Consider the following 23,266-nt stretch of genomic DNA (forward strand, 5'->3'; position numbering starts at 1 on the left):
AGCCTCGACCGGTGCCCGAGCCCGAGACCAGCCCCACCCGCCCGAGCTCGCCACCGCCGCTCTCCATGGGCGAGGTCAGTGCCCTCACCGGGGCCGAGCTGTCCCCTCCGGGCGCCGACGCCCTCGAGGTCACCGGGCTCACGCTCAGCTCGCAGCGCGTCTGCCCCGGTGACGTGTACGCCGCCCTGCCGGGTGCCCGCGCCCACGGCGCGACCTACGTCGCCCAGGCCGTCGCCGCCGGCGCCGTCGCCGTGCTGACCGACGCCGAGGGGGCCGCGACCGTGCGCCGCGTGCTCGCCGAGGAGGCCCCCGGGCTCGAGGTCCCGCTGCTGGTCGCCGAGCGGCCCCGCGCCCTGCTCGGCACCCTCGCCTCCCGGGTGTACGCCGATCCCGCCCGCGCGCTGACCCTGCTCGCCGTGACCGGCACCCAGGGCAAGACCACGACGACCCGGCTGCTGGAGGGCGGCCTCACCGCCGCCGGGGTGAGCGCCGGGGTGGTCGGCACGGTCGGCACCCGCATCGCGGGCGAGGACGTCCGCTCCACCCTGACCACGCCCGAGGCGCCCGACCTGCACGCGCTGTTCGCGGTGATGGTCGAGCGCGGGGTCGAGGCCTGCGCGATGGAGGTCTCCAGCCACGCGCTGGTGATGGGGCGCGTCGACGGGGTCGTCTTCGACGCCGCGGCCTTCCTCAACCTGGGCCGCGACCACCTCGACTTCCACCGCGACCTCGAGGACTACTTCGCCGCCAAGGCGTCGCTGTTCACCCCCGAGCGCACCCAGCGGGGCCTGACCAACGTCGACGACGAGTTCGGCCGCCGGCTGCTGCGGGTGGCCACGGTGCCGATGGCGACGTTCTCCGCGACCGGCGCCGACGCCGACTGGCGGGCGGTGGACGTGGTCGGCGAGCCGGGCGGCTCGGAGTTCACGGTGCTCGGGCCGCACGGCCTGCGGGTGCGGGCGCGGGTGCCGATCCCGGGCGCGTTCAACGTCGCCAACGCGCTGTGCGCGATTGCCGTGGCGGGGGAGGCCGGCCTCGACCCCGAGGTCGTGGCCCGGGGCATCTCCGCGTCCGGTGGCGTGCCCGGCCGGCTCGAGCGCGTGGACGCCGGCCAGCCCTGGCTCGCCGTCGTCGACTACGCCCACAAGCCCGACGCCGTGCAGGCCGCGATGGACACGCTGCGGCCGCTGACGCGAGGACGCCTGGTGCTGGTGATGGGCGCGGGCGGCGACCGCGACACGGGCAAGCGCCCGGTGATGGGCGAGATCGGCGCCCGGCTGGCCGACGTGCTCGTGGTGACCGACGACAACCCGCGCAGCGAGGACCCCGCGGCCATCCGGGCCGCGCTGCTCGCCGGGGCCGCCGAGGTGCCCTCGGCCGAGCGGGCCGAGGTGGTGGAGGTCGACGGCCGCCGCGAGGCGATCCGCCGTGCCGTGGCGCTCGCCGGACCCGGCGACACCGTGGTCGTGGCCGGCAAGGGCCACGAGACCGGCCAGGAGGTCGCCGGGCAGGTCCACCCGTTCGACGACCGCGACGAGCTCCGCGCCGCGATCGAGGGGGCGCTGCGGTGATCGAGCGGACCCTGGCCCAGGTCGCCGAGATGGTCGGCGGCGCGCTGCACGACGCCGACCCCACGACCGTGGTGACCGGCCCTGCCTTCCTCGACACCCGCACCCCCGAGCCCGGCGGCCTGTTCGTCGCCTTCGCCGGGGAGCACGTCGACGGCCACGACCACGCGGCCGCGGCCGTCGCCGCCGGTGCGGTCGCCGTGCTCGGCACCCGCCCGACCGGGGTGCCCACCGTCGTGGTCGAGGACGCCCAGGCGGCGCTGCAGCAGCTGGCCCGTCAGGTGCTGCGCCGGCGCCACCGCGACGACCGCGAGCTCGGCCGACTGCCGCTGGAGGACCCCGAGGCGCTGGTGGTCGTGGCGATCACCGGCTCCCAGGGCAAGACCAGCGCCAAGGACATGCTGGCCCGGGTCCTGGCCGACGCCGGGCCGACGGTGGCGACGGCCGGGTCGTTCAACAACGAGCTCGGCCTGCCGCTCACCGTGCTGCGGCTGACGGCCGAGACCCGCTACCTCGTGCTGGAGATGGGCGCCCGGGGGATCGGCCACCTGACCGAGCTGTGCGCGATCGCGCCGCCCCACGTCGCCCTGGTGCTCAACGTGGGCAAGGCCCACCTCGGCGAGTTCGGGTCGCAGGCCAACATCGCCCAGGCCAAGGGCGAGATCGTCGAGGCGCTGCACCCCGGCCACGGCGTGGCGGTGCTCAACGCGGACGACCCCCTGGTGACCGGCATGGACGCGCGGGTCACCGACGACGCCGGTGTCCACACCGTCCGCTTCGGGACCGGTGACGGGGCCGACGTGCGGGTGGGCGACCTGGTCCTCGACGACCTCGGCCGCCCGGCCTTCGACCTGCTCCACGCCGGCGCGACCGAGCGCGTCGAGCTGCGCCTGCTCGGCGCCCACCAGGCCACCAACGCCGCGGCCGCCGCGGCGGTGGGGGTCGCGGTCGGGCTCGGGCTCACGCAGGTCGCGACCAGCCTGCGCGGCATCGAGGCCCTCTCGCGCTGGCGGATGGAGCTCACCGAGCGGGCCGACGGGCTGGTCGTGGTCAACGACGCCTACAACGCCAACCCCGACTCGATGCGATCGGCGGTGGAGACGCTCGCCGGCATCGGCACGCGCTCGGGCCGTCGTACGGTCGCGGTGCTGGGGGAGATGCGCGAGCTCGGACCCGACGCCGCCGCGGAGCACCGGGCGGTCGGAGCGCTGGCCGCGCGGATGGGTCTCGACGTGGTCCTCGTCGTGGGCGAGGGCGCGGCGGGCATCGCCGACGCGCTCGGCGACGCCGGGCACCCCGCGACACACCACGTCCGGGGCGTGGCCGAGGCCTCGGCCTGGTTGCGCGAGAATGTCGGCGGTCCGGACGTGGTGCTGGTGAAGGCATCGCGGTCCGGACGTCTCGAGCAGGTGGCCCAGACGCTGCTCGAGGACGACGCGCCGAACGCCGGTGCGCGCGGAGAGGAGTCCCGCACGTGAGAGCGATCCTGCTCGCCGGCGGCCTGTCGCTGGTGCTCACCCTGGTGGGCACGCGCTACGCCATCATCGTGCTCGCCCGGCACGGCTACGGCCAGCTGATCCGAGACGACGGCCCCACCACCCACCACACCAAGCGCGGCACGCCCACCATGGGCGGCCTGGTGATCGTGCTGGCCTCGGTGCTGTCCTACCTCGCCGCGTGCCTGGTCACCGGCCGCACCCCCAGCGCCTCGGCGCTGCTGCTGATGTTCCTGTTCGTGGGCCTGGGCACGGTCGGCTTCCTCGACGACTACATCAAGATCTCGCGGCAGCGCAGCCTCGGCCTGCGCAGCCGGGCCAAGTTCATCGGGCAGACCTTCGTCGCGGTGGCCTTCGGCGCCCTGGCCCTGGCGCCGTGGTTCGAGGACTCCCGCGGCCAGACGCCGGCCGGCCAGACCATCTCGCTGATCCGCGACCCGAAGGACCTCACCCTCCCGGCGATCGTCGTGGTGCTGTTCATCTGGCTGCTCATCGCCGGCACCAGCAACGCCGTCAACCTCACCGACGGCCTCGACGGCCTCGCCGCGGGCGCGTCGGTGATGACCTTCGGCGCCTACACGCTGGTCAACATCTGGCAGAACAACCAGTGGTGCGGCCGCGAGCCGGGCCCCACCTGCTACGAGGTGCGCGACCCGCTCGACCTCGCGATCTTCGCCGCCGCCATCACCGGCGCCTGCTTCGGCTTCCTGTGGTGGAACGCCTCCCCGGCCAAGATCTTCATGGGCGACACCGGCTCGCTGGCCCTCGGTGGGGCCCTGGCCGGGCTCGCCGTGCTGACCCGCACCGAGTTCCTGCTCGCCCTGCTCGGCGGCCTGTTCGTGATCCAGACCCTCTCGGTCATCCTCCAGGTCGGCTTCTTCAAGGCCACCAAGGGCCGGCGGCTGTTCCGGATGGCGCCGCTGCACCACCACTTCGAGATGCTCGGCTGGGAGGAGATCACCGTGGTCATCCGGTTCTGGCTGATCGCGGGCATCTTCGTCGCCGCCGGCCTCGGCCTGTTCTACGCCGAGTGGGTGGCCGGCGGATGACGCGTGACGTGACCGACCTCGGCCGCACGTCGGAGTGGGCCGGCGTGCGCGTCGTCGTCGCCGGCTTCGGGGTCTCGGGGTACGCCGCGGCTGACAACCTGACCTTCCTCGGTGCGAGCGTGACCGCGCTCGACGAGTCCCAGGCCGGTGACCGCGTCGAGCGCGCCCACCTGCTCGAGAGCCTCGGCGCCACCGTGCGGCTGGGGGAGGGCAGCACCGCCACGCTGCCCGACGACGTCGACCTCGTGGTCACCTCGCCCGGGTGGGCGCCCACCTCGCCGCTGCTCGCCCAGGCCGCCGCCCGCGGCGTACCCGTGTGGGGGGAGGTCGAGCTGGCCTGGCGGCTGCGCGACCCCGAGCGCCCCGCCCCCTGGCTGGCCGTGACCGGCACCAACGGCAAGACCACCACCGTGCAGATGCTCGAGGCGATGCTGCGGGCCGGCGGGCTGCGCACCGTCGCCGCCGGCAACGTCGGGCTGCCGATCGTCGAGGCCGTGATGGACCCCGACCCCTACGACGTGATCGCCGTCGAGCTCTCCAGCTTCCAGCTCCACTGGACCCGCTCGGTCGCCGCGCAGTCGGCGGCGGTGCTCAACGTCGCCGAGGACCACCTGGACTGGTACGCCGGCCCCACCGCCATGGCCGACTACGCCGCCGACAAGGGCCGCGTCTACGAGCGCGTGCAGCGGGCCTGCGTCTACAACGTCGCCGACCCGGTGACCGAGCAGCTGGTGCGCGACGCCGACGTCGTCGAGGGCGCGCGGGCGATCGGCTTCACCCTCGGCACCCCGTCGGTCGGGATGGTGGGCGTCGTCGACGACGTGCTCGCCGACCGCGCCTTCGTCCCCGACCGCGAGACCAGCGCCGCCGAGCTGTGCACGATCGGCGACCTGGCCAGCGACGCCCCGCACTACGTCGCCAACGCGCTCGCCGCCGCTGCGCTCGCGCGCTCCCACGACGTGTCGCCGGCCGCCGTGCGGCAGGCGCTGCGGGCGTTCCGGCCCGACGGCCACCGCATCGCCGAGGTCGCCGTCCTCGACGAGGTGCGCTGGGTCGACGACTCCAAGGCCACCAACCCGCACGCCGCGCTGGCCTCGCTGCGCGCCTACGACCCCGTGGTGTGGGTGGCCGGCGGGCTGGCCAAGGGCGCCCGCTTCGACGACCTCGTGCAGGCCGTCGGCGGCCGGCTCCGCGGCGTCGTGCTGCTCGGTCGCGACGCCCCGGTGATCCGGGACTCGCTGCGGCGACACGCGCCCGATGTGCCCGTGATCGAGGTGGCCGCCGGGGAGGATGCGGGGCAAGGACCGATGGACCGCGTCGTCGCGGGTGCCGCGTCCCTGGCCAGACCGGGGGACACGGTGCTGCTGGCGCCGGGGTGCGCGTCCATGGACATGTTCGCCGACTACGGCGCCCGCGGTGACGCCTTCGCCGCCGCGGTGCACCGCCGCCGGGGGACGAGCAGCTAGCGGCCCCCCTCCTCGGGAGGCCCGAGGAGGAGCCCGGTGAGCGTCACCAGCCAGACCCGGCCACCGGCGGCCCCGGCGCCCGCGGGGGCGCCCGGTCCGCGAGGCCGGGTGGCGACGGTACTCGCCCCGCTCGCCGACCGCTGGCGCGTGGTCAAGCGCAGCCTCGAGCGGCCGCTGACCTCCTACTACCTCATCCTCGGCGGCACCTCGATGCTGCTGGCGATCGGGCTGATGATGGTGCTCAGCGCCTCGAGCGTCTACTCCTTCAAGGTGCACGACAGCAGCTACTACATCGTGCTCAAGCAGCTCACCTGGGTCGCGATCGGGCTCCCGGCCGCCTGGGTCGCGAGCCGCATCGACCGGCGCTGGCTGCGCCGCCTGGCCTGGCCGGCCGTGGGCGTGGCCGTCGTGCTGCTCGCGCTGACGCAGACCAGCCTCGGGTTCGCCGTCAACGGCAACCGCAACTGGCTGGCGCTCGGGCCCCTCACGGTGCAGCCGTCCGAGATCGCCAAGCTCTCGGTCGTGCTGTGGGCCGCCGACGTCTACGCCCGCAAGGAGCGGCTGCTCGGCAACCCGGTGCAGGCCCTGGTGCCGGTCGCGCCGGTCGTGGTGATGATCTCGGGCCTGGTGGTGTTCCAGCACGACCTCGGCACCGCGCTGGTGCTGTTCGCGATCCTGCTCGGGATGCTCTGGGTGGTCGGCGTGCCGGCGCGGCTGTTCGGCATCGCGCTGTCGGTCGTCGGGGTCGCGGCTTTCTACCTCGCGGCGAGCAACGCCGAGCGGCGTACCCGCCTGACGAGCTTCATCGACCCCTTCGCCGACTTCCAGGGCGCGGGCTGGCAGGCCGGCCACGGCCTGCTCGGCATGGCCAGCGGAGGCCTGCTCGGCAAGGGCCTCTCGGCCAGCCAGCAGAAGTGGGGCAGCCTGCCCGAGGCCCACACCGACTTCATCTTCGCCGTGCTCGGCGAGGAGCTCGGCCTGGTCGGCACGCTGCTGGTGCTCGCGCTGTTCGGCGCCGTGGCGTACGCCATGATCCGGCTCGCCATCAACACCGCCGACCCGTTCGTGCGCTACGCCTCGGCGGGCATCTGCATCTGGCTGATGTCCCAGACCCTCATCAACATCGGCATGGTGCTCGCGCTGCTGCCCGTCATCGGCATCCCGCTGCCGCTGGTCTCCTACGGCGGCTCCGCGCTCGTGCCCTCGCTGGTGGCCCTCGGCCTGCTGGTCGGCTTCGCCCGCGACGAGCCCGAGGCCCGCGCCGCGCTGCGCGCCCGCCGACGCGACCGGGCGCCCCGCGACGACGACGGCACCACGCCCCGCAGCGGGGTGCCGGCCGTCCTGGCCGGCGGCCTGCGCTCGCGCCGCCGCGGCACCGAGCGGGGCCGGGCGTGAACGACGGACCCCACCGCGTGCTGCTCGCCGGGGGCGGCAGCGCCGGGCACACCTCGCCCCTGCTCGCCACCGCCGACGCGCTGCGCCGCCGCCTGCCCGACGTCGAGGTGACCGCGCTCGGCACCGCCCGCGGCCTGGAGACGCGGGTCGTGCCCGAGGCGGGCTACCCGCTCGAGCTCGTGCCCGCCGTCCCGCTCCCGCGCCGGCCCAACGCCGACCTGCTGCGCACCCCCGGCCGGGTGCGGGCGGCGCTCACCGCCACCCTCGAGGTGCTCGACCGGGTCCGCCCCGACGTGGTCGTCGGCTTCGGCGGCTACGTCTCGGTGCCGGCCTACCTCGCCGCCCGACGGCGCGGGCTGCCCCTCGTGGTCCACGAGGGCAACGCCCTGCCCGGCATCGCCAACAGGCTCGGTGCGCGGCTGACGCCGTTCGTCGCCACCTCGTTCCCCGGCACCGACCTGCCCCACGCCCGCCACCTCGGCCTCCCGGTGCGGCGGATGGTCAGCACCCTCGACCGCGCCGCCCTGCGTGCGGAGGCGCTGGCCCACTTCGGGCTCGCCGCCGACCGTCCGGTGCTGCTCGTGACCGGCGGCTCCCAGGGGGCGCGCCGGCTCAACGAGTCGGTCGCCGCCGCCGCCCCCGCCCTCGCCGCGGCGGGGGTCCAGGTGCTCCACGTCGTCGGCCCCCGCGGCGAGGCCCACCCGGCCCTGGGCGAGCAGCAGCGCGCCAGCGGTCCGGCGTACGTCGTGGAGGCGTTCGTCAGCCGCATGGACCTCGCCTACGCCGCGGCCGACGCCGTGCTGTGCCGCGCCGGGAGCAACACCGTCACCGAGGTCTCCGGTGTCGGGCTGCCGGCCGTCTACGTGCCGCTGCCGATCGGCAACGGCGAGCAGGCCCTCAACGCCCGTCCCGTCGTCGACGCCGGGGGAGGGCTGCTGGTCTCCGACGCGGCGCTGACCCCCGAGTGGGTGGCCTCGGCGCTGCCCGACCTGCTCACCGACCCCGCACGGCTCGCCGCGATGGGGGCGGCCGCGTCGGGCGTCGTGCCCCTCGACGCCGACGAGCTCCTCGCCGACCTGGTCGTCGAGGCCTGGCACTACCGGAAGCAGGCACGCCGATGAGGGTCCCCGTCCCCGACGAGCTGCTGCCGGCCGACCGGCTCGGCACGGTCCACTTCATCGGCATCGGCGGGGCCGGCCTGTCCGGCATCGCGCGCATCATGCTGGCCCGCGGCATCCGGGTGACGGGCAGCGACGCCAAGGACTCCCGCACCCTGGAGGCGCTGCGCGCGCTCGGGGCGACCTGCCACCTCGGCCACGACGCCGCCCACCTCGGCGACGCCGACACGGTCGTGGTCTCCACCGCGGTGCGCGAGGACAACCCCGAGGTGGTCGCCGCCCGCGACCGCGGGCTGCGGCTGGTGCCGCGCTCGGCCGCGCTCGAGTCGGTGATGCAGGGCCGCCGCGTCGTCGCGGTGGCCGGCACGCACGGCAAGACCACGACCACCTCGCTGCTGACCGTCGCGCTGCAGCACTGCGGCGCCGACCCGTCCTTCGCCATCGGCGGCGACCTCAACGAGACCGGCTCCAACGCCCACGACGGCACCGGCGAGCTGTTCGTCGCCGAGGCCGACGAGAGCGACGGCGCCTTCCTCGTCTACTCCCCGCACGCCGCGCTGGTCACCAACGTCGAGGCCGACCACCTCGACAACTACGGCACCGAGGAGGCCTACCGGGCCGCGTTCGACGAGTTCGTCGACCGCGTCGACCCGGCGGGCTTCCTCGTGCTCTGCGCCGACGACCCCGGCGCCGACGCGCTGGCCGCCACGGCGACCGCGCGCGGACGCAGGGTGGTCCGCGTGGGCGAGCGCGAGGACGCCGAGGTGCGGGCCGTCGACGTCCGGTTCGCCGGCTCCACCTCGAGCTTCACCGTCGTCGACCGCGGCGAGCGGCTCGGCCAGGTGCGGCTGCGGATCCCCGGTCGTCACTACGTGCTCGACGCCCTCGCCGCCCTGGCGTGCGGGCTGCGGCTCGGCTTCGACTTCGAGGCGCTCGCCGCGGGGCTGGGGTCGTTCAGCGGCACCCGCCGCCGGATGGAGCTCAAGGGGGAGGTCGGGCAGGTGCGGGTCTACGACTCCTACGCCCACCACCCCAACGAGATCCGGGGTGACCTCCAGGCCGCGCGCTCGGTGGCCGGCGACGGCCGGCTGATCGTGGCCTTCCAGCCCCACATGGTCTCGCGCACCCGCATCTTCGGCCACGACATGGGCGTCGCCCTCGGCGCCGCCGACGAGGTGGTCGTCATGGACGTCTACGTCGCCCGCGAGGACCCCGAGCCCGGCGTCGACGGCGCGCTCGTCGCCAACGCGGTGCCGCTGCCCGCCGACCGCGTCGTCTTCGAGCCCTCCTGGTCGGCCGTGGCCGGCCACCTGGTCGACCGGGCGCGTCCCGGCGACCTCGTGCTGACCCTGGGGGCCGGCGACGTCACGCTGCTCGGCCCCGAGGTGCTCGAGCGGCTGGCCGAGCGGGCCGACGACCCCCGCCGCGGGGGAGGCCACTGATGCGGCTGCCCCGCAGGACGCGCGGACCCGGGCGGTCCACGACATCGGTCCCGTCCTCCACCGGACCCGACGAGGAGACCGTCCGGATAGCCCTCGACGACGTCCGCCGGCGACGTCAGCACCAAGGCCGTCGCCGCACCGTCAAGCGGGTCGCGGTCGGGGTGCTCGCCGCGGGCCTGCTCGGGGCGATCGGGTGGCTGCTGCTGTTCTCGCCCTACCTCACCGCGCGCGGGGTCGAGGTGTCCGGCGCCGGCGCGGCCGGCGAGACCCGGGTGGCCCGGGCCGTCGAGGTCCCGGCCGGCACCCCGCTGGCCCGCGTCGACACCGACCTGCTGCAGCGCCGCGTCGAGGCGATCCCCGCGGTCCGCCACGCCGAGATCTCCCGCAGCTGGCCCCACACGCTCCACGTCGAGGTCACCCCGCGCACCCCGGTCGCCGTCCTGGAGCGCTCGGGCCGGCTCCAGGCCCTCGACGCCGAGGGCGTCGTGTTCGGCGGCTACGACGCCCGGCCGGAGAAGCTGCCCCTGGTGGTGCCGGGGGAGGGCGTCGGCCGCGAGGCGGTCGTCGAGGCCGCCGGCGTCGTCGAGGCGCTCCCGGCCGACGTGGCGGGGCGCACCCGCACCGTCGAGGTGGGCAGCGTCGACGAGATCACCCTCGTGCTGGCCAGCGGCCGACGCGTGGTGTGGGGGAGCGCGGAGCAGTCGGGCACCAAGGCCGAGGTGCTCGCCGTGATGCTGCCCCAGCTGCCGCGCGGCGTCGACGAGATCGACGTCTCCGTGCCCGGCCGCCTCACCACCCGCTGACCCCCGCCCGCCCGCGTCCGTCGCCCCGCGGTGCGGTCGTGCGCGACCTGCCGAGCGCGCCTACACCATCGGACGAATTTCGCGGAATCTCGACGCGCCCCCGCGTGTCGATTCGGTCGGCCGGGCCCTCCCGCCTAACTTGATCCCACCGCCCCAGGTTGACATAACTATAACCCTCTACTTCAGGGTTAGAGTTGCTGGCCCTCCTGGGACGGACTTCCCCACAGGAACATCCGAGGTCGACCGACAACCGTCGGACGCACCACCACACAGTGAGAGGCACCGCCGTGGCAGCACCCCAGAACTACCTCGCCGTCATCAAGGTCGTGGGTATTGGTGGAGGTGGAGTCAACGCCGTCAACCGGATGATCGAGGTCGGGCTGAAGGGCGTCGAGTTCATCGCCATCAACACAGATGCACAGGCCCTGTTGATGAGCGACGCCGATGTCAAGCTCGACATCGGGCGCGAGCTGACCCGTGGTCTCGGCGCCGGTGCGAACCCCAGCGTGGGTGCGCAGGCCGCCGAGGACCACGCCGAGGAGATCGAGGAGGTCCTCAAGGGGGCCGACATGGTCTTCGTCACCGCTGGTGAGGGTGGTGGCACCGGCACCGGTGGCGCCCCCGTCGTCGCCAAGATCGCGCGCTCCCTCGGGGCGCTGACGATCGGTGTGGTCACCCGCCCCTTCGCCTTCGAGGGCCGCCGCCGCGCGACCTCGGCGGAGGAGGGCATCGAGGGTCTCCGCGAGGAGGTCGACACCCTCATCGTGATCCCCAACGACAAGCTGCTGATGATCAGCGACCGCAACGTGAGCATGCTCGACGCCTTCAAGCAGGCCGACCAGGTCCTGCTGCAGGGTGTCTCCGGCATCACCGACCTGATCACCACCCCCGGCCTGATCAACCTCGACTTCGCCGACGTCAAGTCGGTCATGTCCAACGCCGGCTCGGCGCTGATGGGCATCGGCTCGGCCCGCGGCGAGAACCGCGCCGTCGAGGCCGCCGAGCTCGCCGTCTCCAGCCCGCTGCTCGAGGAGTCCATCGACGGCGCCCAGGGCGTGCTGCTCTCGATCGCCGGTGGCTCCGACCTCGGCCTGTTCGAGATCAACGAGGCGGCCGCGATGGTGGCCGACGCGGTGCACGTCGAGGCCAACATCATCTTCGGTGCGACCATCGACGACGCGCTCGGCGACGAGGTGCGGGTGACCGTCATCGCCGCCGGCTTCGAGGGTGGGCGTCCCAAGCGTCGCGACGAGGGCCAGGGGCTGCGTCCGCGGCCGGCCCAGCAGAGCCAGGAGGAGACCCGTGCCGCGGCCCGGGCCCTGGCCGAGCAGCGCCGCGCCGAGCAGGCCGCCGCCGCGCCCCGCCGCGAGCCGGTCACGGTCGGCGCGCAGCGCTCGAGCGACGCCGGGCAGCAGCAGGCCCCGGCGCCCGCCCCGGAGCGACGCGAGCCGGCTCCGCAGGAGGGCTCGCGCGGCACCTCGGGCTGGGGCAGCCGCCCCGCCTCGGCGCCGTCCCGCGAGGGCTACGGCGACGACCTCGACGTGCCCGACTTCCTGAAGTAGGTCACCCCCGGGTGTACTCCCACCGCAGCAGCACCGGCCCCGTCGACCTGGCGTTCACCGACAGGTACGACGGGGTCAGTGCCGCCCCCTTCGACTCGCTCAACCTCGCCCTGGTCGGCGAGGACGACGAGGTCGACCGCCGGCGCAACCTCGCGCTGGTGCTCGACGACTTCGCCCCGGGTGCGCGCGTCGCCGACATGGAGCAGGTCCACGGCCGTCGCGTCGTGACCACCGCCGGCGACGAGCCGCGCGAGCGCTGCGACGCCCTGGTCACCGACCAGCCCGACGTCGTGCTCGTGGTGCGGGTCGCCGACTGCGTGCCGGTGCTGCTGGCCGACACCGGGGCCGGCGTCGTCGGGGCGGCCCACGCCGGCCGCCAGGGCCTGGCCGAGGGCGTCGTCGACGCCTGCGTGGAGCAGATGCGCGCGCTGGGCGCCACCGACGTCCGGGCGTGGATCGGTCCGCACGTGTGCGGACGCTGCTACGAGGTTCCGGCCCGGCTGCGCGACGAGGTGGCAGCCCTCGAGCCCGCTGCGGCGGCGACGACGTCGTGGGGCACCCCCGGGCTCGACCTCGGAGCCGGCGTGCGGGCCCGGCTCGAGCGCGCCGGCGTCACCGTGGACGACGTCTCGCGGTGCACGCTGGAGTCGCCCGACCTGTACTCCTACCGCCGCGACGGCGTCCGGTCCGGCCGGCTGGCCGGCCTGGTGCGGAGGCGGTCGTGAGCGAGCGTGAGGACGACCTGGAGCGCCGCCTCGGCGAGGTGCGCGAGCGCATCGCGTCCGCCTGCCGCTCCGCGGGGCGCGACCCCGACGAGGTGACCCTCGTCGTGGTGACCAAGTTCTTCCCGGCCTCCGACGTGCGCGTGCTCGCGGACCTCGGGGTGCGCGACGTGGGCGAGAACCGGCACCAGGAGGCCGCGGCCAAGGCCGAGGAGCTGGTCGGGCTGCCGCTGCGGTGGCACTTCATCGGCGGGCTGCAGAGCAACAAGGCGGCCGCCGTCGCGACGTACGCCGACGCGGTGCACTCCCTCGACCGGGCCAAGCTGGTGACGGGCCTGAGCCGCGGCGCCACCGAGCGCGGTCGCGACCTCGACGTGCTCGTGCAGGTCAGCCTCGACCCGCCGGGCGCCGACGGCCGCTCCGGTGCCGACCCCGACCAGGTGGGGGAGCTGGCGGCGCGGGTGGCCGAGGCCGAGGGCCTGGTGCTGCGCGGCGTGATGGGGGTCGCCCCGCTGGGGGGCGACGCCGGCGAGGCGTTCGCGCGGCTCGCCGAGGTGGCGGCCGACGTGCGCCGCGACCACCCCGGCGCGAGCTGGATCTCCGCCGGCATGAGCGGCGACCTCGACGAGGCGATCGCGCGCGGTGCGACACACCTGCGCGTCGGCTCGGCGGTCCTCGGTCCCAGACCCGAGAGCAAGTAGTGTCCGAAACGCCTGCCGCCACGACGTGCGTGCAGGCAGATGAGCGTGACGAGAGCAGAGGAAACAGGCAATGAGCGCGATGCGGAAGATGGGCGTCTACCTCGGACTCCTCGAGGACGCCGAGGGTGAGTACGCCGAGCCCCGTGCCGAGCGCGACGACACCCGTCGTGCCCCGGCCCGCACGGCCACCCGCCTGGAGACCGACGTCGACGACGAGGACGACGTGGAGCGCTCGCGCCCCGTGGCCCACCTCGCCGAGCGCCGCCGTCCCGCCCCGCAGGCCCCGGTCCAGCGGACCGCGGCCCCGACCCCGACGGTGGCCCCGATGTCGCGCATCACCACGCTGCACCCCCGCACCTACAACGAGGCCCGCGTCGTCGGCGAGAACTTCCGCGACGGCGTGCCCGTGATCATGAACCTCTCCGAGATGGACGACACCGACGCCAAGCGGCTGGTGGACTTCGCGGCCGGCCTGGTGTTCTCGGTGCGCGGCTCGATCGAGCGCGTCACCAACAAGGTGTTCCTGCTCTCCCCGCCCAACGTCTCGGTCGCGGCCGAGGACAAGCAGCGCATCGCCGAGAACGGCTTCTTCAACCAGAGCTGAACCCCCTCCGGAGACGTTGGAACGACCCCCTAGGCTCAGCACGTGGTTGTCGTCGGCTCCGTCATCGATCTGCTGCTGACCACGTTCATCGTGCTGCTGTTCATCCGGCTGATCGTGGACTGGGTGCAGCTGTTCGCGCGCTCGTGGGTGCCGCGGGGTCCTGCCCTCGTCGTGCTCGAGGGCGTCTACACCGCCACCGACCCGCCGGTGAAGGCGCTGCGCCGGGTGATCCCGCCGCTGCGGCTGGGCGGCGTCGCGGTCGACCTGAGCTTCATCGCGCTGCTGATCCTGTGCTACGTCCTGCGCGGGCTCAACCAGGCCATCCTGCTCCGAGGCTGACCCGCTAGGGTTCCACGAGCCCCTGATGGACGACGTGAGGATGCCAGGTGAGGTCATGCCGTTGACGCCCGAGGACGTGAGCACCAAGAGGTTCACCCCGACGCGGCTGCGCGAGGGATACGACCAGGGTGAGGTCGACCAGTTCCTCGACGAGGTCGAGGCCGAGCTGGGCCGCCTGCTCAAGGAGAACGAGCAGCTGCGCTCGCGCGCCGGTGCCACCACGGCCGACGACGCCGCCACCGGCACTCCCGCCGCCGAGGTCGAGCCGGCCCCGGCCAGCCCGGCGCCGGCCGCGACGCCCGAGCAGCCGGCCGCCGCCGAGGCGCCGCCGGTCTCCGGCGAGGCCGAGCAGAGCACCGCCGAGCCGCAGGCCGTGCCCGCCGCCTCGGGCCTGCGCCCCTCCCCGCACGAGCAGATCCGGGTCACCACCTCGGCCGAGGCGTCCTCCGCGGCGACCCGGCTGCTGGAGCTGGCCACGCGCAACGCCGACGAGGTCGTCGCCGAGGCGCGCGAGGAGGCCCAGCAGATCCTGGCCGCGGCTCGCACCGAGGCCGAGCAGCTGGAGTCCGAGACCCGGCAGCGCACCGACCAGCTCGACGAGGAGGCGCGGACCCGCGCGCAGAACCTCGACGCCGAGACCGAGGGCAAGCGCAGCCAGGCCCTGGCCGACGTCGAGCGCGAGAAGCAGCGCCTCGACGCCGAGGTCGACAACCTGCGCGCCTTCGAGCGGGAGTACCGCAGCCGTCTGAAGAGCTACTTCACCCAGCAGCTCGAGGCGCTCGACGGGCGTGGCGAGGGTGGGGAGCTCCCGGCCGGCCACGGCCACCCGCAGGACGACACCAGCTCCTGACGCGACCGGCTCCGGACCGACGGTCCGCTGCCGCCGACGCACGCACGGCCCCGACCGGGTCACCGGTCGGGGCCGTGGTGCGTCCGGACCCGGTCAGACCCGGGTCACCGAGAACGCGATCCCGAGGTCGGTGTCGCGGTGGGGCAGGTCCTCGTCCGCCGGCGCCTGCGCGACCGTCGTGGCCAGGACCTCGGTGGCGATCAGCTCCTGGTGCTCGGTCACGGCGTCGGCGAGGTCGCTGCCCGCCCCGAGCGGTGCCCAGCGCAGCGTGATCCGGTCGGAGACCTCGAAGCCGGAGCCCTTGCGGGCCTCCTGCACCATCCGCACCACCTCGCGCGCCGTGCCGGCCCGCAGCAGCTCCGGCGTGAGCCCGAGGTCGAGCGCGACCGTCTCGCCCTGCTCGTTGACCACCGACCAGCCCTCGCGCGGGCGCTCGGAGACGATCACCTCGTCGGGCAGCACCTCCACCGGGGCGCCGTCGAGCTCGACCGTGGCACGGCCCTCGGCCGCCAGCGTCGTCGCCAGGGCCTCGGCGTCGGCCGCGGCGATGGCGGCGGCGACGCGCGGGGTGTCCTTCGCGAACCGCTTGCCGAGGGCGCGGAAGTTGCCCTTGGCGCTGTGGTCGACGAGGTCGGCCCCGGCGGAGGAGAGCGGCTCGACCGCACCCACGTTGAGCTCCTCGGCGATCTCGCGCCGCAGCTCCTCGCCCAGCCGGGCGTGGGCCGAGGAGGCGACCAGCGCCCGCCCCAGCGGCTGCCGGGTCCGCACCTTGGCGTCCGCGCGGGCGGCGCGGCCGAGCTCGACCAGCCGTCGCACGAGCAGCATCTGCGCCGACAGCTCGCGGTCGACGTACGACGCCTCGGCCGCGGGCCACGACGAGAGGTGCACCGACTCGGCGAGGTCGGGCTCGCTGGCGGCGAACACGTCGCCCCACACCTTCTCGGTCACGAACGGCGCCAGCGGGGCCATCAGCTGGGTGACCAGCCGCAGGCACTCGTGCAGCGTGGCGAAGGCCGCCTCGTCACCGGCCCAGAAGCGGCGGCGCGAGCGGCGGACGTACCAGTTGCTCAGGTCGTCGACGTACGCCGCGAGCAGCGACCCGGCGCGCTGGGTGTCGAAGCCCTCCATCGCCGTGGTGACCTCGCCCACGAGGTGGTGGGCCTCCGAGAGTGCCCAGCGGTCCATCACCGGGCGCTCGGCGACCGGCGGGGCGCTGCCGGCCCCCGGCGTCCAGCGGGCGATGCCGGCGTAGAGCACGTGGAAGGCCACCGAGTTCCAGTAGGTCAGCAGGACCTTGCGGACCGTCTCCTGGATCGTGGTGTGCCCGACCCGGCGGGCGGCCCACGGCGAGCCGCCGGCGGCCATGAACCACCGCACCGCGTCGGCGCCGTGCTCGTCCATCAGCGGGATCGGCTCGAGGATGTTGCCGAGGTGCTTGGACATCTTGCGGCCGTCCTCGGCCAGGATGTGACCCAGGCAGAGCACGTTGAGGTAGGAGGACTGCTCGAAGACCAGCGTGCCGACCGCCATCAGCGTGTAGAACCAGCCGCGGGTCTGGTCGATGGCCTCGCAGATGAAGTCGGCCGGGTAGGCCTGCTCCAGGCGCTCCGCCGAGCCCTCGACGTGGGGGTAGCCCCACTGCGCGAACGGCATCGACCCAGAGTCGAACCACGCGTCGATGACCTCGGGGACGCGGCGGGCCTCCTGCCCGCAGGTGGGGCAGGCGAAGGCGACGTCGTCGACGAAGGGCCGGTGCGGGTCGAGCCCGGACTGGTCGGTGCCCGTGAGCCCGGAGAGCTCGGCCAGCGAGCCGACGCAGGTCTGGTGGTCCTCGGCGCAGCGCCAGATCGGCAGGGGCGTGCCCCAGTAGCGGCTGCGCGAGAGCGCCCAGTCGATGTTGTTGCTCAGCCAGTCGCCGTAGCGGCCGTGCTTGATGGTGGCGGGGTGCCAGCTGGTCTGCTCGTTCTGGGCGATCAGCTCGTCCTTGACCTCGGTGGTCCGGACGTACCACGACGGCTGGGCGTAGTAGAGCAGCGAGGTGTGGCAGCGCCAGCAGTGCGGGTAGCTGTGCTCGTAGGGCAGGTGGCGGAACAGCAGCCCGCGGCGGGTGAGGTCCTCGACGAGGTCGGCGTTGGCGTGGCGGAAGAACTGGCCGCCCACCAGCGGCAGGTCGTCCTCGAACTCGCCCCGCGGCGTGACCGGGTTGACCATCGCCACGCCGTTGCGACGGCACGAGGCGAAGTCGTCCTCGCCGAACGCGGGGGACTGGTGCACCAGGCCGGTGCCGTCCTCGGCGGTGACGTAGTCCTCGGCCACGACGTAGTGGGCGTCCGGCAGGTCGCTGGCCCCGTCGGTGCGGGCCGGCCACGACAGCAGCTCGAAGGGGCGCTGGTAGGTCCAGCCCACCATGTCGGCGCCGGTGAAGCGGTCCTCGATCTCCCACCCCTCGCCGAGCACCGACGCCACCAGCGACTCGGCCATCACGAGGGTCTCGACGCCGTCGGTGACGCTGACGTAGGTCAGCCCCGGCTGGGCGGCGACCAGCGCGTTGGACACCAGCGTCCAGGGGGTGGTGGTCCAGATCAGCAGGCTGGCGCCCTGCTGGCCGCCGGTCCCGGCGTACGGGCCCGAGGTGAGGGGGAGCCGCACGTAGACGCTCGGGTCGGTCACGGTCTCGTAGCCCTGGGCCAGCTCGTGGTCGGAGAGCCCGGTGCCGCAGCGCGGGCAGTACGGCGCGACCCGGTAGTCCTCGACCAGCAAGCCCTTGGCGTGGATCTGCTTCAGTGCCCACCAGACCGACTCGACGTACTCCGGGTCCATGGTGCGATAGGGCTCGCGCATGTCGAGCCAGCAGCCCATCCGGTCGGTCATCTCCTCCCAGAGACCGACGTAGCGGGTCACCGACTCACGGCAGCGGGCGTTGAACTCCTCGATGCCGAAGGCCTCGATGTCGGGCTTGCCGGAGAAGCCGAGCTCCTTCTCCACGGCGAGCTCGACGGGCAGCCCGTGGCAGTCCCAGCCGCCCTTGCGGTTGACCTGGTAGCCCTGCATCGTCCGGAACCGCGGGAAGACGTCCTTGAAGGTGCGCGACTCGATGTGGTGCGTCCCCGGACGGCCGTTGGCGGTGGGCGGGCCCTCGTAGAAGGTCCACGTGTCGGCCCCGGCGTTGCGCGCCACCGACTTCTCGAAGATGCCCCGGTCCTTCCAGAACCCCAGCACCTCGCGGTCGAGCGCGGGCAGGTCCACCTGGGGCGGCACGGGGCGGTACGCGGGCGCTGCGCCGGTGGGCGCACCCGTCGGGGCGTCGGGCTGGGTCACGGTCGTCCTTCGGTCTGGGGCGGTGCTGACCGAAGGGACGAGGACCGGCCGGGCCGGGCCCCGCGGTACCACCCTCCTTGACCGGCGCTGGTGCTGCCGGCCCGCTTCGTGGGTGACCCCGGGAGGGTCCACCGCTGCCGGGTCTACTCCGGTCCCCGGTGGTGCTGGGAGCCGTTTCTTCCGGCGGCTCGGGGTGATCTTCGCCCCCTGCCGTGCCACCGGGCTCCCACCGTCCCCGGCTCGCTCCTGGCCGTGCAGAGGGGTACTCGTCCCGTCCACGCCGTGCGGTGGGACAACTCTAGCCGCGGCCCGGGACGCCGTGCGACCGCGCCGTGGTTTGAAGGCGTCGGACCCGGCACATATCCTCTCGCCACACGTGCGCCGCTCCTGCCGAGGAGCGCCAGGGGCACGCCACCGGCAGTGAAGACGCTCGCCGCCGCACCGACGACCCAGACGACACGCTGCGTGTCACCGCCCGACCGGGTGCCTGCAGCTCGTACGACTCATGCGAAAGGCGACGCCCAACGTGGCTGACAAGGTGGTTGCTCCCCAGGACCTCGTGGTGCTCGACAAGGAGAGCCCGTGGACCTCGGAGGAGCTGGAGCAGGTGCGCGAGCAGCTGCACGACGACGTCCGACGCCTCACCGGCGAGCTCGCCGAGGTCGAGGGTGACCTGGCCGGGATGATCGAGAACTCCGGCGAGGGGTCCGGGCACGACCAGGCCGACGTCGGCTCGGCCTCGTTCGAGCGCGACCAGGAGCGTCAGATCGTCAACAACGCCCGCGACATGCTCGAGCAGAGCCAGCACGCGCTCGAGCGGATCGCGGACACGACGTACGGCCAGTGCGAGATCTGCGGCAACGCCATCGGCAAGAACCGGCTGATGGCCTTCCCGCGGGCGACGATGTGCCTGACGTGCAAGCAGCGCGAGGAGCGTCGCTGAGCGCGACCGGGCGTCCTGGGGACCCGCCGGCCGGTCACACGGTCGGCGCGGACCCTGTCTCCGCGACCGCGGACCGTCCCGCCCGGGCGACCCGGCTGGCCCTCGCGGTCGGCGTCACCGGGCTCGTCGTCGACCAGGTCACCAAGGTGCTGGCCGTGCGCGAGCTCACCGGCCGTGAGCCCGTCGAGGTGCTCGGCTCCTTCCTGCGGCTGGTGCTGGTGCGCAACCCCGGCGCGGCCTTCAGCGCGGGGGCCTCGATCACCCCGGTGATCTCGGTGATCGCGATCGTTGCCACCGTCGTCGTGCTGTGGCAGGTGGGCCGCGTCCGGCACCGCGCCTGGGCGCTGGCCCTCGGCCTGCTGCTCGCCGGCGTGACCGGCAACCTCGTCGACCGGCTGCTGCGCCCGCCCGGTCCGCTGCGCGGCCACGTCGTCGACTTCTTCGCCCTGCCCAACTGGCCGGTCTTCAACGTCGCCGACATCTGCATCAACGTGGCCGGCGTGCTCCTGGTGCTGCTGCTCTTCCGCGGCATCAACCCCGACGGCACCCGTCACGACGCCACCGCGGAGGCGGCCCGATGAGCGAGTCCTCCGAGGAGCGCACCCTCGAGGTGCCCGAGACCCTGGCCGGCGAGCGGGTCGACGTGGGCCTGGCCCGCCTGTTCGGCGTCTCCCGCACCCGCGCCGCCGAGCTGATCGCCACCGGGCGGGTGCAGCTGGACGACGCCCCGGCCAGCAAGTCCGACCGGCTGCTCCCCGGCACCCGCCTCGACGTCAGCTTCCCGGTCGAGACCGACCCCCTCGAGGTGGTCGAGGAGCCCGTCGAGGGCCTGCACGTGATCCACGAGGACGAGGACCTCGTCGTGGTGGACAAGCCCGTCGGTGTCGCGGTGCACCCCTCCATGGGCTGGACCGGGGCGACCGTCGTGGGACACCTGCGGGCCGCCGGCGTCCAGGTCGCGACCAGCGGGGCGTCGGAGCGGCAGGGGATCGTGCAGCGGCTCGACGTCGGCACCTCCGGCGTCATGGTCATCGCCAAGAGCGAGCGCGCCTACTCCCTGCTCAAGAACGCGTTCCGGGAGCGCACGGTCGAGAAGGTCTACCACGCGATGGTGCAGGGCCACCCCGACCCGCTGCAGGGCACCGTGGACGCCCCGATCGGTCGCCACACCAGCTCGGACTGGCGGTTCGCGGTCCGTGACGACGGCAAGCCGAGCGTCACCCACTACGAGACGCTCGAGGCCCACCGGTTCGCCAGCCTGCTCGAGGTGCACCTCGAGACCGGCCGCACCCACCAGATCCGGGTGCACATGCAGGCGCTCAAGCACCCCTGCGTCGGCGACCTCACCTACGGCGCCGACCCCACGCTGGCGCGACGGCTGCGGCTGGAGCGGCAGTGGCTGCACGCGGTGCGGCTCGGCTTCGAGCACCCGGGCACGGGGGAGCACGTCGAGTTCGAGTCGGCGTACCCCGAGGACCTGGCGCACGCGCTCGAGGTCGTCCGTGACGGCCAGTGAGCCGACCTCGCCCGACCTCACCGCGGCCGACCTGACGCTCCGACCGGCGCGGCCCGACGAGGTCGCGGACCTGTCCCGGGTCTTCGTGGCGGCCCGACGCGCCGCGGCGCCCGACCTCCCGCTCCCGGTGCACGGCGAGGAGGAGGTGCGCGCCCACCTCGCGGCCGCCGTCTCCGCGCCCGACCGCGAGGTGTGGGTGGCCGACGCCGGCGAGGGTGTCGCCGGCTTCCTCGTGCTGACCCGCACCTGGCTCGACGACCTTTACGTCGACCCCGCGCACCAGCGTCGCGGCGTCGGCTCGGCCCTGCTCGACCTGGCGCGGGCGCAGCGCCCGCAGGGCTTCGGGCTGTGGGTGTTCGCGACCAACCGTCCCGCCCGCGCCTTCTACGCCCACCACGGGCTGGTCGAGCTCGAGACGACCGACGGGTCGGCCACCGAGGAGGGGGCTCCCGACGTCCGGGTGGTCTGGCCGGGGGAGCGGCCGCTGTCGCACCTGCGGGCGGCCATCGACGAGGTCGACGACCAGCTGGCCGAGCTGCTGGCGCGTCGTGCCGCGCTGACGGCGGCGGTGCAGGACCACAAGGACGCCGCGGGCGGCGCGGGCGGCCACCGCGGCCGCGACGCCGGGCGCGAGGCCGAGATCGTGGAGCGCATGTGCCGGCACGCCCCCGGGCTGGAGCCCGAGCGGCTGGCGCGGGTGATGGACGTCGTGATCGGCGAGAGCCTCGAGGCGTGGGAGCAGCGGGCCGGCGCTGCGCCGTCGCGGTGAGCGCGACCACGGGGGTCGAGGGCCTCCACCGCCCCGGCACCCCCGGGTTCGCCCGGCTCAACGGCGCCATGGTGCTCGCCGGGCTCGCCGCCTTCGGGATGCTGTACGCCGCCCAGCCGGTGCTCCCGCAGCTGGGCGCGGAGTTCGACGTCGGCGCGGGTGCCGCCAGCCTCACCGTCTCGGCGACCACGGGCGCCCTGGCCCTCGCCGTGCTGCCCGCCGCCTGGGTGGGCAGGCGGTGGGGGCGCGGTCCGACGATGCGCTGGGGGCTCGTCGCCTCCGTGGTCCTCACCGCCCTGGTGGCGGTGGCGCCCGGTTTCGCCGGCCTCGTGGTGCTGCGGGTCCTGACCGGGCTCGCCCTCGCGCTCGTGGTCGGGGTGGCGATGGGCCACGTCGGGTCCGAGGTGCACCCGGCCGGACTCGGCTCGGCCATGGGCCTCTACGTCGCCGGCAACTCCCTGGGGGGCGTGCTCGGGCGCCTGGTCACGGCCGGCGTCTCCGACCTGGGCTCCTGGCGGTGGGGCGTGGGCGCGCTCGCGCTGGGGGCGGCGCTGGCCACCGCGGCCTTCTGGCGGTTGCTGCCCGACTCGGTCGAGCCGGACCCCGGCCCGCGGACGGCGACGACCGGCACCGACCCCCGGGTGCCCTGGCTGGCGCTGGTGGCGCTGCTGTCCGTGCCGTTCTGGCTGATGGGCGGCTTCGTCGCGGTCTACAACTACCTGGGGTTCCGCCTGTCCGGGCCACCGTTCGACCTCCCGCCCGCCCTGCTGGGCCTGGTGTTCCTCGCCTACCTGGCCGGGACGGTCGCCTCCGCCGCCGCCGGACGGGCCGCTGACGTGTGGGGTCGGCCGCGGGTGATGGTGCTGGCCGTCCTGGTGATGGGCGCCGGGCTCGCCCTGACCGTGCCCGACCGGCTGGTCCTGGTGATCCTCGGACTGGTGGTGCTCACGGGCGGGTTCTTCGCCGCCCACGCCGTGGCGAGCGGGTGGGCGCCGGTGGTGGCCGGCCCGGTCGCCGTCCGCGCCAGCGCGGCGTACGTCATGGCCTACTACGCCGGGTCCAGCGTCTTCGGCTTGTGGGTGGGCGTCGCCTGGGCCGGCGCGGGATGGGACGGGGTGGCCGCCGCGGTGGGCCTGCTGGTGGTCCTCGCCCTGGTGGCGGTCGCGGTGGTGACCACGGCCCGAGGGAGAAGTGGACGGCCCGTGGACGCAAGCCGACACGCGGGGGAGCGGGACGTGCGCTAGCGCACCTCCGCAGGAGGGGCCCCCGATGTGCATCTGCGCCGGGGCCCGTGTACTGTTCTCGATGTCGCCAGGGTGCGGCGGGACACCAGATTCGATCGGGTGGCCGGCCCCCAGGCAGACAGCTTCCACCGGCAGGATCCAGGCCTTGTCGCCACGCCCTGAGGGCGGACGGCTCATGGTCCGTCCCGGCGGAGGAAGCAGCCGGAAAGTCACTCAGGTCCCGATTTGACGGGCCGGACACGGACCGGTAAGTTTTACCGGGTTGCCCCGCAGCGGGTCGGAAACGATCAGCACGGTACGCGCTTGATTCTTGAGAACTCAACAGTGTGTCAAAAGTCGACGAATTAATTTACCTGTCGGC

General features: G+C 74.3%; 20 protein-coding genes. 19 read left to right on the forward strand and 1 reads right to left on the reverse strand.

The window, feature by feature from the left end; translation table 11 throughout:
* Positions 1-11 precede the first annotated feature (11 nt).
* From ASG49_RS12630 to ASG49_RS12695, 14 genes are all read left to right on the forward strand, one after another.
* Positions 12-1,571, forward strand: a complete 1,560-nt coding sequence (locus ASG49_RS12630) for a UDP-N-acetylmuramoyl-L-alanyl-D-glutamate--2,6-diaminopimelate ligase (protein ID WP_056542368.1) — start codon at positions 12-14, stop codon at positions 1,569-1,571.
* Positions 1,568-3,046, forward strand: coding sequence for a UDP-N-acetylmuramoyl-tripeptide--D-alanyl-D-alanine ligase (gene murF / locus ASG49_RS12635; protein ID WP_056542371.1), 1,479 nt, complete (start codon positions 1,568-1,570; stop codon positions 3,044-3,046). The genes ASG49_RS12630 and murF overlap by 4 nt, the downstream gene beginning before the upstream one ends.
* Positions 3,043-4,113 carry a phospho-N-acetylmuramoyl-pentapeptide-transferase gene (mraY, locus tag ASG49_RS12640; RefSeq protein WP_056542372.1) on the forward strand — a complete coding sequence of 357 codons (1,071 nt, stop codon included), beginning with the start codon at positions 3,043-3,045 and terminating at the stop codon, positions 4,111-4,113. Before murF ends, mraY begins: the two co-directional genes overlap by 4 nt.
* Complete coding sequence (murD, locus tag ASG49_RS12645; RefSeq protein WP_056542478.1) at positions 4,110-5,579, forward strand: UDP-N-acetylmuramoyl-L-alanine--D-glutamate ligase; 1,470 nt, start codon at positions 4,110-4,112, stop codon at positions 5,577-5,579. The genes mraY and murD overlap by 4 nt, the downstream gene beginning before the upstream one ends.
* A 36-nt stretch (positions 5,580-5,615) precedes the next feature.
* The gene (gene ftsW / locus ASG49_RS12650) at positions 5,616-6,974 is read left to right on the forward strand and encodes a putative lipid II flippase FtsW (protein WP_235562056.1); all 1,359 of its coding nucleotides are present in this window, start codon (positions 5,616-5,618) and stop codon (positions 6,972-6,974) included.
* Entirely contained in the window at positions 6,971-8,095 is a 1,125-nt protein-coding gene (gene murG / locus ASG49_RS12655; RefSeq protein ID WP_200936305.1) for an undecaprenyldiphospho-muramoylpentapeptide beta-N-acetylglucosaminyltransferase, read from the forward strand. The genes ftsW and murG overlap by 4 nt, the downstream gene beginning before the upstream one ends.
* On the forward strand, positions 8,092-9,534 hold the full coding sequence (gene murC, locus ASG49_RS12660; RefSeq protein ID WP_056542376.1) for a UDP-N-acetylmuramate--L-alanine ligase: 1,443 nt from the start codon (positions 8,092-8,094) through the stop codon (positions 9,532-9,534). The genes murG and murC overlap by 4 nt, the downstream gene beginning before the upstream one ends.
* Positions 9,534-10,337, forward strand: coding sequence for a cell division protein FtsQ/DivIB (locus tag ASG49_RS12665; protein WP_056542378.1), 804 nt, complete (start codon positions 9,534-9,536; stop codon positions 10,335-10,337). Before murC ends, ASG49_RS12665 begins: the two co-directional genes overlap by 1 nt.
* A 287-nt stretch (positions 10,338-10,624) precedes the next feature.
* Positions 10,625-11,899 carry a cell division protein FtsZ gene (gene ftsZ / locus ASG49_RS12670; protein ID WP_056542380.1) on the forward strand — a complete coding sequence of 425 codons (1,275 nt, stop codon included), beginning with the start codon at positions 10,625-10,627 and terminating at the stop codon, positions 11,897-11,899.
* Positions 11,900-11,910: 11 nt separating this feature from the next.
* Complete coding sequence (pgeF, locus tag ASG49_RS12675) at positions 11,911-12,624, forward strand: peptidoglycan editing factor PgeF (RefSeq protein WP_056542382.1); 714 nt, start codon at positions 11,911-11,913, stop codon at positions 12,622-12,624.
* A complete protein-coding gene (locus ASG49_RS12680) occupies positions 12,621-13,322 on the forward strand; it encodes a YggS family pyridoxal phosphate-dependent enzyme (protein WP_056542384.1) in 702 nt (233 codons plus the stop codon). The genes pgeF and ASG49_RS12680 overlap by 4 nt, the downstream gene beginning before the upstream one ends.
* A gap of 70 nt (positions 13,323-13,392) precedes the next feature.
* Entirely contained in the window at positions 13,393-13,926 is a 534-nt protein-coding gene (locus tag ASG49_RS12685) for a cell division protein SepF (protein ID WP_056542386.1), read from the forward strand.
* Between the two features lie 42 nt (positions 13,927-13,968).
* Positions 13,969-14,265: a YggT family protein gene (locus tag ASG49_RS12690; RefSeq protein WP_056542388.1), complete on the forward strand. Its 297-nt coding sequence runs from the start codon at positions 13,969-13,971 to the stop codon at positions 14,263-14,265.
* A gap of 55 nt (positions 14,266-14,320) precedes the next feature.
* Positions 14,321-15,115: a DivIVA domain-containing protein gene (locus ASG49_RS12695; RefSeq protein WP_082534109.1), complete on the forward strand. Its 795-nt coding sequence runs from the start codon at positions 14,321-14,323 to the stop codon at positions 15,113-15,115.
* A 93-nt stretch (positions 15,116-15,208) separates the two neighbouring features.
* On the opposite strand, the gene ileS is transcribed toward ASG49_RS12695, so the two are convergent.
* Positions 15,209-18,433, reverse strand: a complete 3,225-nt coding sequence (gene ileS / locus ASG49_RS12700) for an isoleucine--tRNA ligase (RefSeq protein ID WP_056542393.1) — start codon at positions 18,431-18,433, stop codon at positions 15,209-15,211.
* Positions 18,434-18,959: 526 nt separating this feature from the next.
* Between ileS and ASG49_RS12705 the strand changes: the two genes are divergently transcribed.
* From ASG49_RS12705 to ASG49_RS12725, 5 genes are read left to right on the forward strand one after another with little or no spacing between them, the layout of a single operon-like run.
* Positions 18,960-19,376 carry a TraR/DksA C4-type zinc finger protein gene (locus ASG49_RS12705; protein WP_162244530.1) on the forward strand — a complete coding sequence of 139 codons (417 nt, stop codon included), beginning with the start codon at positions 18,960-18,962 and terminating at the stop codon, positions 19,374-19,376.
* Positions 19,349-19,957: a signal peptidase II gene (gene lspA, locus ASG49_RS12710; RefSeq protein WP_056542397.1), complete on the forward strand. Its 609-nt coding sequence runs from the start codon at positions 19,349-19,351 to the stop codon at positions 19,955-19,957. The genes ASG49_RS12705 and lspA overlap by 28 nt, the downstream gene beginning before the upstream one ends.
* A complete protein-coding gene (locus ASG49_RS12715; protein WP_056542399.1) occupies positions 19,954-20,892 on the forward strand; it encodes an RluA family pseudouridine synthase in 939 nt (312 codons plus the stop codon). Before lspA ends, ASG49_RS12715 begins: the two co-directional genes overlap by 4 nt.
* On the forward strand, positions 20,879-21,661 hold the full coding sequence (locus ASG49_RS12720) for a GNAT family N-acetyltransferase (RefSeq protein WP_056542401.1): 783 nt from the start codon (positions 20,879-20,881) through the stop codon (positions 21,659-21,661). Before ASG49_RS12715 ends, ASG49_RS12720 begins: the two co-directional genes overlap by 14 nt.
* Positions 21,625-22,905 (forward strand): MFS transporter, encoded by a 1,281-nt coding sequence (locus tag ASG49_RS12725; RefSeq protein ID WP_056542403.1) that lies wholly within the window; start codon positions 21,625-21,627, stop codon positions 22,903-22,905. Before ASG49_RS12720 ends, ASG49_RS12725 begins: the two co-directional genes overlap by 37 nt.
* Positions 22,906-23,266 lie beyond the last annotated feature (361 nt).

It is taken from the genome of Marmoricola sp. Leaf446, from assembly GCF_001424755.1.
Lineage (GTDB): Bacteria > Actinomycetota > Actinomycetes > Propionibacteriales > Nocardioidaceae > Marmoricola.

What these genes read in the sequence shown, in the direction of transcription:
- murD (WP_056542478.1), top strand. Translation starts at nt 4,110, where the DNA reads ATGACGCGTGACGTGACCGACCTCGGCCGCACGTCGGAGTGGGCCGGC.
- murC (WP_056542376.1), top strand. Translation starts at nt 8,092, where the DNA reads ATGAGGGTCCCCGTCCCCGACGAGCTGCTGCCGGCCGACCGGCTCGGC.
- ASG49_RS12665 (WP_056542378.1), top strand. Translation starts at nt 9,534, where the DNA reads ATGCGGCTGCCCCGCAGGACGCGCGGACCCGGGCGGTCCACGACATCG.
- ASG49_RS12685 (WP_056542386.1), top strand. Translation starts at nt 13,393, where the DNA reads ATGAGCGCGATGCGGAAGATGGGCGTCTACCTCGGACTCCTCGAGGAC.
- ASG49_RS12695 (WP_082534109.1), top strand. Translation starts at nt 14,321, where the DNA reads ATGCCGTTGACGCCCGAGGACGTGAGCACCAAGAGGTTCACCCCGACG.
- ASG49_RS12715 (WP_056542399.1), top strand. Translation starts at nt 19,954, where the DNA reads ATGAGCGAGTCCTCCGAGGAGCGCACCCTCGAGGTGCCCGAGACCCTG.